Annotated in this window: 12 protein-coding genes; 8 read left to right on the top strand and 4 right to left on the bottom strand. The window is 38.5% G+C overall.

The annotated features are described in order from the left end of the window. Window positions 1–61 precede the first annotated feature (61 nt). Together SKC36_RS08270 and ftsZ are read left to right on the top strand one after the other, a co-directional pair. Window positions 62–1,552, top strand: a complete 1,491-nt coding sequence (locus SKC36_RS08270) for a M20/M25/M40 family metallo-hydrolase (RefSeq protein WP_459465585.1) — start codon at window positions 62–64, stop codon at window positions 1,550–1,552. Between the two features lie 54 nt (window positions 1,553–1,606). Beyond that, window positions 1,607–2,893 (top strand): cell division protein FtsZ, encoded by a 1,287-nt coding sequence (gene ftsZ, locus SKC36_RS08275; RefSeq protein WP_459465586.1) that lies wholly within the window; start codon window positions 1,607–1,609, stop codon window positions 2,891–2,893. Here ftsZ and SKC36_RS08280 read toward each other — a convergent pair. Continuing rightward, the gene (locus SKC36_RS08280) at window positions 2,890–3,648 is read right to left on the bottom strand and encodes a copper homeostasis protein CutC (protein ID WP_459453276.1); all 759 of its coding nucleotides are present in this window, start codon (window positions 3,646–3,648) and stop codon (window positions 2,890–2,892) included. The two genes, ftsZ and SKC36_RS08280, sit on opposite strands and share 4 nt — an antisense overlap. A 179-nt stretch (window positions 3,649–3,827) precedes the next feature. Here SKC36_RS08280 and SKC36_RS08285 point away from each other — a divergent pair, with 179 nt between their 5' ends. Then, complete coding sequence (locus SKC36_RS08285) at window positions 3,828–4,049, top strand: DUF2795 domain-containing protein (RefSeq protein ID WP_109324052.1); 222 nt, start codon at window positions 3,828–3,830, stop codon at window positions 4,047–4,049. Here the strand turns inward: SKC36_RS08285 and SKC36_RS08290 are convergent. After that, window positions 4,046–5,629 carry a glycerol-3-phosphate dehydrogenase/oxidase gene (locus SKC36_RS08290; protein WP_459453275.1) on the bottom strand — a complete coding sequence of 528 codons (1,584 nt, stop codon included), beginning with the start codon at window positions 5,627–5,629 and terminating at the stop codon, window positions 4,046–4,048. The genes SKC36_RS08285 and SKC36_RS08290 overlap by 4 nt on opposite strands. A 190-nt stretch (window positions 5,630–5,819) precedes the next feature. On the opposite strand from SKC36_RS08290, the gene SKC36_RS08295 reads away from it, so the two are divergent. From SKC36_RS08295 to serS, 4 genes are all read left to right on the top strand, one after another. After that, a complete protein-coding gene (locus tag SKC36_RS08295; RefSeq protein ID WP_459453274.1) occupies window positions 5,820–6,497 on the top strand; it encodes a tetratricopeptide repeat protein in 678 nt (225 codons plus the stop codon). A 72-nt stretch (window positions 6,498–6,569) separates the two neighbouring features. After that, window positions 6,570–7,046 carry a 6,7-dimethyl-8-ribityllumazine synthase gene (gene ribH / locus SKC36_RS08300; RefSeq protein WP_459453273.1) on the top strand — a complete coding sequence of 159 codons (477 nt, stop codon included), beginning with the start codon at window positions 6,570–6,572 and terminating at the stop codon, window positions 7,044–7,046. A gap of 19 nt (window positions 7,047–7,065) precedes the next feature. After that, window positions 7,066–8,388, top strand: a complete 1,323-nt coding sequence (locus SKC36_RS08305; protein WP_459453272.1) for an aspartate kinase — start codon at window positions 7,066–7,068, stop codon at window positions 8,386–8,388. A 10-nt stretch (window positions 8,389–8,398) separates the two neighbouring features. Then, window positions 8,399–9,670, top strand: a complete 1,272-nt coding sequence (gene serS / locus SKC36_RS08310; protein ID WP_459465587.1) for a serine--tRNA ligase — start codon at window positions 8,399–8,401, stop codon at window positions 9,668–9,670. Here serS and SKC36_RS08315 read toward each other — a convergent pair. Both SKC36_RS08315 and SKC36_RS08320 read right to left on the bottom strand, forming a co-directional pair. Next, the gene (locus SKC36_RS08315) at window positions 9,663–10,370 is read right to left on the bottom strand and encodes a response regulator transcription factor (RefSeq protein WP_459453270.1); all 708 of its coding nucleotides are present in this window, start codon (window positions 10,368–10,370) and stop codon (window positions 9,663–9,665) included. The two genes, serS and SKC36_RS08315, sit on opposite strands and share 8 nt — an antisense overlap. A gap of 11 nt (window positions 10,371–10,381) precedes the next feature. Next, entirely contained in the window at window positions 10,382–12,277 is a 1,896-nt protein-coding gene (locus SKC36_RS08320) for a sensor histidine kinase (RefSeq protein WP_459465588.1), read from the bottom strand. Between the two features lie 137 nt (window positions 12,278–12,414). Here SKC36_RS08320 and SKC36_RS08325 point away from each other — a divergent pair, with 137 nt between their 5' ends. Further along, complete coding sequence (locus tag SKC36_RS08325) at window positions 12,415–13,221, top strand: T9SS type A sorting domain-containing protein (RefSeq protein WP_459465589.1); 807 nt, start codon at window positions 12,415–12,417, stop codon at window positions 13,219–13,221. The last annotated feature ends 204 nt before the right edge of the window (window positions 13,222–13,425 follow it).

Below are 13,425 nucleotides of genomic sequence, written 5' to 3' on the forward strand. Positions count from 1 at the left end.
ATTTTGCTCAAAAAAAAGTAAATTTCTGAATCGTAAACTCTCATCCTATTTAAACTAATCCATGAAGAGAAGTATATTATCCATATTGGTCTTTATTTTCTTAATTACTTCATTTGGTTTCAGTCCATCATTGGGTGGAGAGGAAAGTTTAGAGTCGGTTTTTAAACGAATCAAAGATGAAGTAGATCAAAACTCTTTGGCATATTCCTCTTTGGGCACGGCATGTAAAACTGTGGGGCATCGACTTACAGGAAGTGAAAAAGGGAAAAAGGCTGAAGAATTCGCCTTTAATCTTTTTAAAAAATACGGATTCCGTGATACCAAATTTCAAGGATTTCAAGTGGAGGCCTGGGCTAGAGATACAGTAACTCTTTCCATTGCCCCTCCCAAATCCGATGATTTCAGAGAGGTTCCAGTTGTTTCATTGGCTATGACTCCTGTGGAAGCCAATATAACAGGGGCAATGGTGGATATGGGAAATGGCCTTGACCTTGATTTTGAAGCAAAAAAAGAACAAATCAAAGGCAAAGTAGCAGTCATGAATATTGGTTTGGTAGACCCTAAGCCAGGACAAAAAAACCTTCATCGTTCAGAAAAAACAGCTTTGGCTATCCAATATGGCGCCATTGGGGTCATTTTTGTAAATACCGTTAAAGGTCAAGTTTTATTAACAGGAACCGCCTCCGTTACTGGAAATTTAATATCCATTCCGGCAGTTTGTGTAAGTTGGGAAAGCGGTATGGAAATTCGTAAATGGATGCTTGAGCAACCTGGTTTATTGAGTTTAATTGAAATGCATAATGTAAGTAAACCTATCAAAGCGCGGAATGTAGTAGCTACTTTGAAAGGGGATAATAAAAAATTTCGCAAGGAAAAAATCATTATTGGTGGCCACTTAGATTCTTGGGATTTATCTACGGGGGCTATTGACAATGGAATTGGTTCCTTTTCAGTCATTGATATCGCTAGAACCTTTAAAGCCTTGGGCCTAAAGAGTAAAAGAACCATTGAATTTGTCGCCTTTATGGGGGAAGAAGAGGGTTTGCTAGGTTCAAAAGCCTACATTGAACGTGCAAAAAAATCAGGTGAAATCGATGAAATAGTTTACATGATCAATTTGGACATGACTAATAATGTCTCTGGTTTCAATGCAGGTGGAAGGGATGAATTACTTAGCTTGTTGAAAGATATTGGTAATAAAATCAAGTCGATTGACCCTGCATTTGGCAATGAGATTAGCAATAGTGCTGGACTACATTCAGACCATCAATCCTTTTTAATGGAAGGTATCCCTGCCAGCGCGCCTATAGGACGTTTGGAAAAACGAGTATTGGATTGTTACCATGCAAATTGCGATTCCTTTGATTTGGTCAACAAAAAAGAATTAGAAAATACCGTAAAATATACAGCTATGTTGTTGTACGGATTGGCAAATGCGAATACTATACCAGCCAAAAGGCTAGACTTTTACTCTACGCGAGATTTCTTCATCAAGCAAAACCTAAGAAGAGATTTAGAATTGGGTAATGAGTGGCGCTGGGGTAAAGATTAAGCAAGCCATTTTTATTTCAATTATTAGATTATTCCCTAAAAGCAAAGTAACCTTATGAATAACCAGAACCCTTCCTTTTTCGACCATAAAATGGAAATTGTTCCTGAATCATCTTTCAAATCCATCATCAAAGTTATTGGTATTGGTGGCGGTGGCTCCAATGCGGTTCGCCACATGGACAACATGAAGATCAAAGGAGCGGATTTGATTATTTGCAATACAGATTCTCAAGCATTAGCTTCCAACCCAGTTAAGACCAAAATCAAATTGGGTGAACAAGGCTTAGGAGCAGGAACTGATCCTGAGGTTGGAAAATTAGCTGCCCTAGATAGTATTGAGAAGATCAATGCGGTATTAACCAATGGTACAGAAATGCTTTTCATTACTGCAGGTATGGGAGGAGGTACAGGAACTGGTGCAGCCCCAGTAGTAGCTGAAATTGCAAGAAAGCGAGGTTTATTGACGGTTGCTGTCGTAACTGCACCTTATGCTTGGGAAGGCCGAGAGAAAATTCAATATGCACTAACAGGAATTCAAGAATTAAAAACCTATTGCGATACCGTTCTGGTAGTTATGAACGACAAGCTGGCTCAAATATATGAGAAACTAGCTGTGAAGGATGCCTTTGCAAAAGCAGATGACGTATTAGCCAAAGCCGTTAAGAGTGTGGTTGATGTCATTGCAAAACCCGGCGATATTAATACGGACTTCATGGATGTGAAAAAAGTATTGAAAAATGCGGGACAAGCTATGATGAGCTCCGCTTTAGGAAAAGGTGAAGATCGTGCATTCCAGGCCATCGCTGAAGCTTTGGAATCTCCCTTATTAAATTCACAAGAAATTAAAGGGGCTAAACGTATTTTGGTTACGGTATCAACAAGTTCTGAGCATGCTTTAGTCATGAGTGAACAAAATATCATCATTGAATACCTCAATGCTCGCATCAATGATCAAGCCGACATGGTGAAATTTGGTTTTTCAACCGATGATGATTTAGGTGAAGATCTATATTTAACGGTAATTGCAGCAGGATTTGAACATGAGCAAAATGCCTTGGATGATTTCTTGTTCAGTGATACCAGACATTATGGAACTGCCAATAAACCTGCTTCTTTGACCTCCGGGGCAACTGTAGAATTTGATGAGTTTGGAACTACTAGTTCGGCTCCCACCGAAAGCGAAGAAGTCCGATTCCAAAAGATGGTTGACCATTATAAAAAGGGTGGACCAGATGAAAGTGATTTCGCCATCCCTACCTACCAGAGAAATCAAATTCCACTGTATGATTTAAGCCGTATTCCACAAGATGAGTGGATTGAAACTCCTTTATATGAGGATTAACAATTTCTGATTTTTTGAACGGCTTCTCGAATGATTTCTTCGCTGGAGTAGGCTACCTCAAATTCTGAAATTTCGGCCACACCACCCATGGAAATACCCGGTCTTCGATAAATCATATCGGATTCTCGGGTTGTACGGGCACTTAGGTGGATGGCATCTACCCCAGCATCTACCAATTGTAGGCAATTTTGTGGATTCACTCCGCTTCCTGCCATAATTTGAATGCGTCCTTGAGCCGCTTCCACCATGGTAACGATGGCCTCAATTCCTTCCATGGCTTTGTTTTTTTGGCCTGAGGTCAAAATACGGTCAAAACCCAAAGCAATTAAAGCCTCCATAACTTCCAATGGCTCTCTGGATACATCTATGGCTCGGTGACAAGTTAGTTCTGCAGATTCTCCTACGATGTATTTTATTTCTTTTAAAAAGTCAATATCAAGATCCCCTTTAGGAGTTAATGCACCAATAACCATGCCATGTACCCCTAAAGTCAGGTATTGTTCAATCTCCGCTAACATGGTTTTTTTTTCATAGGAATCATAGCAGAAATCCCCTCCTCGAGCTCGCACCATCACATGAATTCCCAAAGCAGTTTGCGATAAGGCCTCTGAAACAAGACCCGCAGATGGGCTCGTTCCTCCTTCCCAAGGAGAGGCACATAATTCAACTCTATCGGCACCTGCTCGATCGGCTGCCAAACAAGAAAATAAGGAGTAACTACAAACTTCAACTGAGAGTGCACGGGATTTTGACATAAAAAATAGGGCTCTATAAGCATTAAAACCAGTTTATTTTTATTTATTCAAAATTTAAAAAATAAATCTTTCATAAATATTTTTTTATTTTACTTTTGCAGTCCGATAAATCTTTGATTCTTAAGAATCTAAAAGAGAATAAGGGAAAATTTGAATCTTTAAGAATTAAAATTAAACATATGTACTGGACACTAGAACTTGCCTCCTATTTAGAAGATGCACCATGGCCTGCTTCAAAAGATGAATTAATTGACTACGCAATTCGTACAGGATCTCCCCTAGAAGTAGTAGAGAACTTGCAAGAATTAGAAGACGATGGACAACCTTTTGAGAGCATCGAAGAGATTTGGCCGGACTACCCTACCAAAGATGACTTCTTCTTCAATGAGGACGAATATTAATGAAAGGAGGCGAAAGCCTCTTTTTTTATGTCCTTTATCAATTGCCCCTTGGCTTGATCTCTCAAACTAATCCCCCAACGGCGATATAAAATATCCTCCCAACATTCCGCCATTTCGTAGTTCTTCAAATAATTCAGCTCACCTTGCAAATAGGGCAAATCTTTATGAATTAATTCCAATCCTTCTTTTTCTTTTTCACAATACTCCAGCACCTTGATGGCATGAAATCCATAAACCTCTCGAAGGTGAGTAGCAGTCATTTCATTGATTTTCAAAGAATTGATTCGTTGTTGCCAAGTCCCTTCATCCATTTTTTCACCTCCGAATAATACGTAATCTTTGGTCTTACAGACTTTCTTGGAGCGGTGAAGTACTTCTTCCTCTACAACGTCCATGGTATCTTGGGCCATCACTCGGTAGGTAGTCCATTTACCACCCATAATACTTACCAATTTACTTCTTTGATCCACTTCTACTTCATGATCTCGCACCAATGATTTGGTGTCCGATTGCATGGCATCGGATAAACCAACTTGCAATAAAGGTCTTTGTCCAACAAAGCCCGAACTTATGTCTTGCTTAGTCGCCTTATTAAGGGCAAAACGATTAAAATAATCGAGCAAATATTCCTCTTCTTGCGCCTGAATAGCAGGATCTTCTTGCAAGTCATCGGGTTCGTCCGTTGTACCAACTAGTACATAATCCCTCCATGGAATAATGAATACCACCCGACCATCATCTGTTTTAGGAATCAATAATGCAGTATCTCCCGACCAAAAAGCTTTAGGTAAAACTATGTGGGCTCCCCGAGAAACCTTCATTCTTGGTTTCAGTTTAAGGTTAGCCAAATGACGAATATGATCGGTAAAAGGTCCCGTGGCATTCACTACCACTTTACAAGAAACCTCATGCTCCTCTCCCGAAATTAAATCTTTAAAATGTACCTTTTTAATTTTTAGACTTTTAGGACTTAAACCAAAATGGCTTAGTTCACAATAATTTAATATAGCTGCACCCTCTTTTTCAGCCGATTGAACTATGGCCAAAGCATAACGAGCGTCATTGAGCTGGCCATCATAATAAAGTATACCTCCAGACATCCCTTTCACCTGAAGATTAGGCACCAGTTGCTCCATTTGTTGCTTACCAAGACCCTGGCTATTTTTCAAATTGGTCACACCAGAAATACGATCATATAACCACATGCCAATTCCATAGTAAATGCGATCCCACCAAGAATAGCATGGAGTCAATAAGGCAAGAGGATGTGCCAAATGAGGGGCGTTTTGTAGCATCACTTTTCTTTCATGTAATGCCTTATAAACCATTTTAAATTGTTGCCAATCTAAATTGCGGACAGCTTGTTCTAAATAGCGGACTCCCCCATGAACCAATTTGGTTGATTTGGAAGAAGTTTGACCAGCAAAATCACCCTTTTCAATCAATAATACTTTATAGCCCCGCAATACGGCATCCAAGGCCACCCCTGCACCCGTTGCTCCACCCCCTATGATACAAATATCATATTCAGACTCATTGGCTTTAATTTTTTGAAATTGATCTATTCTGGAAAATGCCATGTACTAAATTTATGCTTGAAAAATCCGCAATCCGACGAATTTACTAAAGATTCAGGAAAATAAAACCGAAAAGATTCCATTAATATTGATATAAATGAAAGAGATTTTATAATTTTGCAAACCTTTCATGGGCCTATACCCATTTGAATGAAAGGGCAATACAATTAGACTCCTGAAATAAGGACGTAATATGGCAAAGAAAGAAACTAAAGAAACGATTGAAATTATTGAAAGCCCAGAGGCATTACAACAAGAGTTGAGCAAGGTCACTGGATTTTTTGAAAAAAATAAAACCTCAGTATTAGGATTAGGTGCCATTATCGTGGCCCTAGTGGTAGGAACTTTAGGTTACAAGTGGTACACCCAGACACAAGATGAGGAAGGTGAGAAGAAATTATTCAAAGCGGTTTATGCCTTTGAAGCTGATTCTTTATCCAAAGTCACGAAAGATTTAGCCAAGATTTCTGACGAATTTGGAGGAAATACTCAAAATTTAGCGGATTTATACCAAGGAATTGCCTTATTGAAACAAGGTAAATTTGACCAATCCATTGAAAAGTTGAAAAACTTTAGCAGTGGAGATTTATTGGTACAAGCCAGAGCCTATTCCTTAATCGGGGATGCTTATGTAGAAAAGAAATCGTATGCAGAAGCCATTGATTATTATAAAAAAGCAGCTGATTATAAGCCTAATAAATTCTTTACTCCTACTTATCTGTTAAAATTAGCTACGGCCTATGAAGCTAATAAACAAGGAAAAGAGGCTTTAGCTGCTTATACAGATATCACGGAAAAATTCCCTGAGTCGGCAGAAGCTGTACCTGCTAAGAAATATAAAGCTCAATTAGAAAGCTCTATCTCTGAATAATTAGATAAATTTTTATATCAGGAAGGGATAAGAGCAGCAGCTTTTATCCCTTATTGTTTTAACCCATTCAAGATGTCTTCCCAACATAAAAATTTAAGTGATTTTTCTACAGAAAGTCTACCTGACATTCAACAAAAGCAATTCGCCGTGGTCGTGTCGGAATGGAATACGGAAGTAACGGAAGCATTGTACCAGGGCTGCGTAGACACCTTATTAGCCCATGGGGCTCAAGAGGAATTCATCCATCGAGTTCAAGTACCTGGCAGTTTCGAATTAAGTTTAGGGGCTCAAAAATTGGCTCAAAAACCAGAAATTGATGCTGTCATTTGTTTAGGTTGTGTCATTCAAGGTGAGACTCGTCATTTTGATTTTATCTGCGATGCCGTAGCCAAAGGAATTACGGATGTAAGTTTAAAATATGATAAACCTGTGATTTTTGGGGTTTTAACACCCAATAGCCAGGAACAAGCGATGGATCGAGCAGGAGGAAAACATGGAAACAAAGGCGATGAAGCGGCCATAACTGCCATTAAAATGCTAGCTATATAAACCCATAATACAACACCATATGCAAGTTTGGAAATTTGGAGGTACCTCCGTTGGAAAACCAGAAAGAATGAAGTCGATCCGTCAACTTATCACGGAAGATGGAAAAGCCAAAATCGTGGTATTATCTGCACTTTCAGGAAGTACTAATTCCTTATTATCTATATCAGAATCTTTATTAGCTGGTCAAATTACGGAAGCTCAAAGCAAGGCAAAAGCATTGCGTGATCATTATGATGTTTTTTTATCAGAATTATATCAAACAGAGCAAGGCTTAGCCAAAGGGAAAGTCATTGTCGAAAAAGAGTTTGCTTTTATTGATCAATTAATTGCAACCAAACCCTATGGCACCAAGCAGGAAAAGGAAATGGTCGCCTTAGGTGAATTATTGTCCACACAAATATTTGAGGCATACTTACAAGAAGAGGGGGTGAACTCCCTATTACTTCCTGCTTTGGATTTTATGGTGATTGATGCCGATAATGAGCCAATCTTAAAGAAAATTGAAGAGAATTTAGGAGCTATTTTGGCCAAAGAACCTAATAAGCAAATTTATATTACGCAAGGTTTTATCTGCCGTAATCCCCAAGGAGAAGTGGATAACTTGAAACGTGGTGGGTCGGATTATACAGCTTCATTGATTGGAGGAGCCATTGCTGCGGAGGAGGTTCAAATTTGGACGGATATTGATGGAATGCATAACAATGATCCGCGTATCGTGAAGAACACCTTCCCAATCAGAGAATTATCCTTTGCCGAAGCAGCAGAATTAGCCTATTTCGGGGCCAAAATTCTACATCCAAGCACCATTACACCTGCCAAATTAAAAGGAGTACCGGTTCGTTTAAAAAATACGATGGAGCCAAGCGCCTATGGTACATTGATTTCTGAAAAATCTACGGATGTTGAAATTAAGGCCATTGCTGCCAAGGATAATATTACCGCTATTTACATTCACTCAACCCGGATGTTGAATGCCTATGGTTTCTTGAAACGCGTATTTGAAGTGTTTGAAAAATATAAAACTCCTGTGGATATGATTACCACTTCGGAGGTTTCTGTATCGGTAACCATAGACCAAACTACCCATTTAGATTCCATCATGAGTGAGTTGAGGGAATTTGCCGAATTGGAAGATCCCGATAAAGACCAAGTGATTATTTGTATTGTAGGAAATTTCTGGGCAGACAAAGAAGGTATTGCAATCAAAGTATTAAATGCCATGAAAAACATTCCAATTAGGATGATTTCTTATGGAGCTTCTGAGCACAATATCTCCCTTTTGGTAGATGCCAAACATAAAAATGAGTCTTTAAATGCCTTAAACGAAGGTTTATTCTTCTAAAATCAATCCTATGCTAACGCTAGCTTTTATCCGTGCTAATACTGAAGTAACCATTCAAGGTTTACAGAAAAAACGTTTTTTTGAAGCTGAAAAGGTTGTTGAGCAATTGATTTCCTTAGATGACAAACGTAAAACATTATTACAACAGGCAGAGCAAGCTTTAGAAAAATCCAATGCCGCCGCCAAGGAAATTGGCGCTTTAATGAAAAATGGACAAGCTGATTTGGCTGAATCCAAAAAAGCAGAGACGGCTGCGCTAAAGGCTAGTATCAAAGAATTAGGTGAGGCTGCCAAAAGTGCCGAGCAAGAAGTATATGAATTACTTGTCACCTTACCAAACCTTCCCCATCATTCTGTGCCGCAAGGAAAAACAGCAGAGGATAATGAAGTGGTTTTCAGCTGGGGCAACATCCCTTCTTTAGGGGAAGCAGCTCAGCCGCATTGGGATTTGATTAAGCAATATGACATCATTGATTTTGAATTAGGAAACAAAATCACAGGAGCAGGTTTTCCTGTATATAAAGGTAAAGGGGCGCGCTTACAACGAGCTTTGATTAATTTCTTTTTAGATGAGGCAATCAAAGCCGGCTATTACGAAATTCAACCTCCTATTTTGATAAATGAGGATTCCGGTTTTGGTACAGGTCAATTACCCGATAAAGAGGGTCAAATGTATGTGACCAAAGAAGAGGGCCTTTATTTAATCCCAACTGCAGAAGTTCCTATTACCAATTTGTATCGCGATGTGATTGTGAATGAGAAAGAACTACCCATCAAAAATGTCGGTCATACACCTTGTTTCCGCCGTGAGGCTGGATCATGGGGTGCCCATGTGCGTGGTTTAAATCGTTTACATCAATTTGATAAAATTGAGATTGTACAAATTCATAAACCGGAGACTTCTTATCAGGCCTTGGAGGAAATGTCTCAGCATGTTCAAGGCTTATTACAAAAAATGGAATTACCATATCGAGTATTACGTCTTTGTGGTGGCGATATGGGTTTTGCTTCGGCTTTGACTTATGATATGGAAGTATGGTCTGCGGCTCAAGGACGTTGGTTAGAGGTTAGTTCTGTCTCTAATTTTGAAACTTTTCAAGCAAACCGCTTAAAATTACGTACCAAAGTAGATGGTAAGTCTATCTTATGCCATACTTTAAATGGCTCTGCTTTGGCACTCCCTCGCATAGTAGCAGCTATTTTGGAAAATAACCAAGGTCCCAATGGCATAAAGATTCCTGCCGTTTTAGTTCCTTATTGTGGTTTTGAATACATTAACTAAGACCTTCCACACTTAATCGAAAACCTTCGCCGTGCAGATTAATCAGCTGTACGCGAGGGTCTTCTTTCAACATTTTACGAAGTTTGGTCATGTAAACATCCATGCTTCGAGCGTTAAAATAAGTATCATCTCCCCAAATCAATTTCAAGGCATAACTTCTACTGACTGGCCTTCCCAAATTTTCACACAGCAATTTCATCAGGTCATTTTCTTTGGGAGTGAACTTTTGTTCAGTTTGACCCAAAACTATTTTCATTTTTTGAGGAAAATAAACAAAATCGCCAAGATTGACCTCCTCGGCTAAACTTGGCACCGACTTCCCAGAGTGCGTTCTTCTTAAAACCGCTTCAATTCGAGCAACCAATACATCCATGGAAAATGGTTTAGTCAAATAATCATCTGCCCCCACTTTAAAACCTTGAAGGGTATCTTCTTCCATGGATTTGGCAGTAAGAAAAATTATAGGGACATCCAAGTGAGTAGCCCTAATATCCTTAGCTAAAGAAAACCCATCTTTTTTAGGCATCATGACATCTAGTAAACAAATATCAAATGCCTCTTTGACAAACTTATCCAATGCTTCATCTCCATTTTGAGCCCATTGAACTTCATAACCCTTCTTTTTTAAGAATTCTGACAATAACAATCCTAGATTAGGATCATCTTCAGCTAATAAAATGGATGGTCGACTATTTTCCATATTAAATGAAATTAAGTTGTTGGATGAAATGGTAAGCTTATTTCAAAAGTACTTCCAATTTGAGGTAAACTAGAAACCTGAACGGTACCGCCGTGAGCTTCCACAATTTTTTTCACATAACTCAATCCTAGGCCAAAGCCTTTAACATTGTGAATATTTCCTGTAGGAACCCGATAAAATGGTTCAAATACAGAACCTAATACCTCTTTAGCCATACCAATACCTTGGTCAGAAATACGGATGCTTAGGAAACTTGGACTAGAGTTGGTACTTATCGTGATCTCTGGTTTCTCTTTGCTGTATTTAATCGCATTGTCTAAAAGATTAAAGAGCACATTTGAAATATGAACCTCATCTACTTCTATCTGAGCCTGAGAGGCGTCTAATAATAAATTCAAATTTCCTCCTTGAGACTGAATCAATGGACCATTTATCTCGGCCACTTGTTGAATTAAGGTATGTAAATTGATTTCCTTTTTCTTCAAAACAATCGTCTCTTTTTCCATTTGGGCCGTTTGTAAGACTCTTTCTACTTGTCTACCTAAACGAATATTTTCTTCCTTGATAATACCTACATAACGACTAATAGATTCACTTTTTAAACCCGTAGATTCCTCTTGAATTAATTGAGCCGCTAAGGAAATCGTAGAAATGGGCGTTTTGAATTCATGCGTCATGTTATTGATGAAATCATTTTTCACTTCGGCTAATTTCTTTTGTTTCAAAATGGTAGTAACAGCTATGTAAAAACAGCCCAACATGATGAGTAAAAGTAAAGCTGAGCCTAAAAAACTAAAGCCCATCGCTTTCCAAACTAAAGCCTCCTGATTAGGGAAATAAATTTGCAAATATTGACCACTCGGTCTAAGGTCATTGGGGAATAAAGGAGTTATAAATGAGGCAGTTTGAGCCCTTGGGGTTTTCATTAAACCAGCAGAGGTATAGACCCATTGTTTCGATTTACTGGAATCTTTAGGCCCAATCCCAAACACATAGGGCATAGAAATCCCCTTTTCTGCTAATTCTTGCTTAATTAAGCTGTCGATATGTTTGGTCGAGACACGCTGGGTTATAGGCCTTTCTTTGAAAAGGAAATCAGCAAATACTTCCTTGGCCATCTCCGTCTTTTTTAACACTTTTTGAAGTTCCGCTTTCTCTTCTTTCAATTTTTCAGCGTCAATGGTAAGTGCATTTATCTTCTGCGTTTTTTGTTGATCTTCTTTATGTAATTGTGCCAAAAACTTAGGTCGCATTCGATTCAAATCAGCTATACGTTTAGCTTCTCGAGCTTTCGAACGATTTAATTCTTTAATTCTGTTGAGCTCTTGTAAAACCCGAGGTTTCACTGCTCCCATCATGTCATTGAGTTGCTTCTCTTCTCGCAAGCGACGATTGATCCCTTTTAAATCGGCATTAATTTGGTATTCTTCTGTCACCTCAGCAATTTGCCCATTAGGTAGCATAAAGGATTTTCTAACATACAGGATATCATTAGGCATTTCATTTTGTTGGAACTTTTTGAAAGCCTGAAGTTCTCCTGGATTAAATTTAAATTCATGCGAGATTTCCTCTGTAATCAATTCCATGGCATCATGTTGCGCCAACATAGGATCTTTAGCTTGCGGAGGACGTGGTGGTCGAGGAATGGCTTTAGAAGCTAGCTTCTTCTCAAGTGCAGCTATCTCCTTTTGCTGATTTTCATATTCTCTTTGTTTTTGTGATAAAACGTAGAGTTCTTGTTTTTCCAACTTACGAACCACTTTTTCCATTCCATCACGAATGTCGGCCGCTAATTGTTCTGTTTTGGTTTCCAACATAAAACCAAGCCAATAAGACTGAAAGGAAATTAAGCCAATCAATGCCAAAGTCATTAAGCCAATAATGAGTCGTATTTTCTTTTGGGACATATCTTTTCAAACCATTGAATAACAAAATTAAACGATTTATTGTACCAATTTCCTATTGAACAGCCACTTAACATTCTTTAACAGTCAAGTTTTGAATGCTTTATCTAAGTTTGTGCCATCACAAAAATTAAACTGGTATGAAAACATTCATTTTATCGGCCCTTTTAGGAACGATGGGAACCTTTGCCTTGGCACAAGACGCGCCAAAATCGGAGTCTACAATTAAGGTTGTTGTAGAAGAAAATGGAAAACAGAAAGTCATAGAGAGGACATTCTCTAATCCAGACTTGGCTGAAGCTGGCATGAAGCACTTGAACGACTCATTAAACAAAGAAATGGGGAAATCAGATGGCAAAACAAAAATCATCACCATGAATATTCGAAAAGGAGGGGGAAACAGAATGCACTTGGATGGAATGGGACCTATTACACCATTGGATAGAAGGGCTATGGCACGAGTTGAAAAACGCATGAGGAAATTCAAGGATGAGCTAGAAGATAAGCAGGTACGTATTTTTAGACATGGGCCAGACAACATGGAAATACATGTTGAAAAATTACCTGGTGAAAAGAATTTCAAATTTGATTTTGATGAAAATGGTCCTGAGTTACGAGGCTTAAGAAGGCTTCAAGAAGAGGGTTTTCCAATGGGTGGAGGTAATATCGCTTGGGGAAAGGAATCTAGTACCATTAAGGGGCTATTCGCTAACCCGAATCATCCATTTAACGGGAAAATAAATATTCGCTTTCAAGCTCCAGAAAAAGGTACTGTCAACATTAATGTAAGAGACGTAAATGGCAAAGAAGTTGGATCAGAAACTGTAAAAGATTTCCAAGGCCGGTATTTAGGTCAAGTTGATTTGAAAAAAGCTAATCCTGGTTTCTATTTCGTTCAAGTCACTCAAGGAAATGACGGAGCTGTCATCCGAGTAAAAATAGATTAATATTCAATTCGCCTAGTAGAAATAATCCAAATCCTCAACGCTGTCAAGGTTTAAAACCTTGACAGCGTTAGGCAAATCTAACCATTAATTCCTCCTTGAATTCACTAAAATATTGATAATTTTTCCTAATAATCAACAAACTGATTTAATTAGTAGAATATCTAGGAACAGATTAAAAATACAGTTAAAAAGTCTGAATTTCAC

This window comes from Aquirufa sp. OSTEICH-129A (assembly GCF_054558355.1).

Bases quoted from the DNA above. Each gene is read 5' to 3' on its own strand.
- ribH (WP_459453273.1), top strand. From the start codon at position 6,570: ATGTCTTCCCAACATAAAAATTTAAGTGATTTTTCTACAGAAAGTCTA.
- SKC36_RS08295 (WP_459453274.1), top strand. From the start codon at position 5,820: ATGGCAAAGAAAGAAACTAAAGAAACGATTGAAATTATTGAAAGCCCA.
- SKC36_RS08320 (WP_459465588.1), bottom strand. From the start codon at position 12,277: ATGTCCCAAAAGAAAATACGACTCATTATTGGCTTAATGACTTTGGCA.
- SKC36_RS08315 (WP_459453270.1), bottom strand. From the start codon at position 10,370: ATGGAAAATAGTCGACCATCCATTTTATTAGCTGAAGATGATCCTAAT.
- SKC36_RS08285 (WP_109324052.1), top strand. From the start codon at position 3,828: ATGTACTGGACACTAGAACTTGCCTCCTATTTAGAAGATGCACCATGG.
- SKC36_RS08280 (WP_459453276.1), bottom strand. From the start codon at position 3,648: ATGTCAAAATCCCGTGCACTCTCAGTTGAAGTTTGTAGTTACTCCTTA.
- serS (WP_459465587.1), top strand. From the start codon at position 8,399: ATGCTAACGCTAGCTTTTATCCGTGCTAATACTGAAGTAACCATTCAA.
- SKC36_RS08305 (WP_459453272.1), top strand. From the start codon at position 7,066: ATGCAAGTTTGGAAATTTGGAGGTACCTCCGTTGGAAAACCAGAAAGA.
- ftsZ (WP_459465586.1), top strand. From the start codon at position 1,607: ATGAATAACCAGAACCCTTCCTTTTTCGACCATAAAATGGAAATTGTT.
- SKC36_RS08290 (WP_459453275.1), bottom strand. From the start codon at position 5,629: ATGGCATTTTCCAGAATAGATCAATTTCAAAAAATTAAAGCCAATGAG.
- SKC36_RS08270 (WP_459465585.1), top strand. From the start codon at position 62: ATGAAGAGAAGTATATTATCCATATTGGTCTTTATTTTCTTAATTACT.
- SKC36_RS08325 (WP_459465589.1), top strand. From the start codon at position 12,415: ATGAAAACATTCATTTTATCGGCCCTTTTAGGAACGATGGGAACCTTT.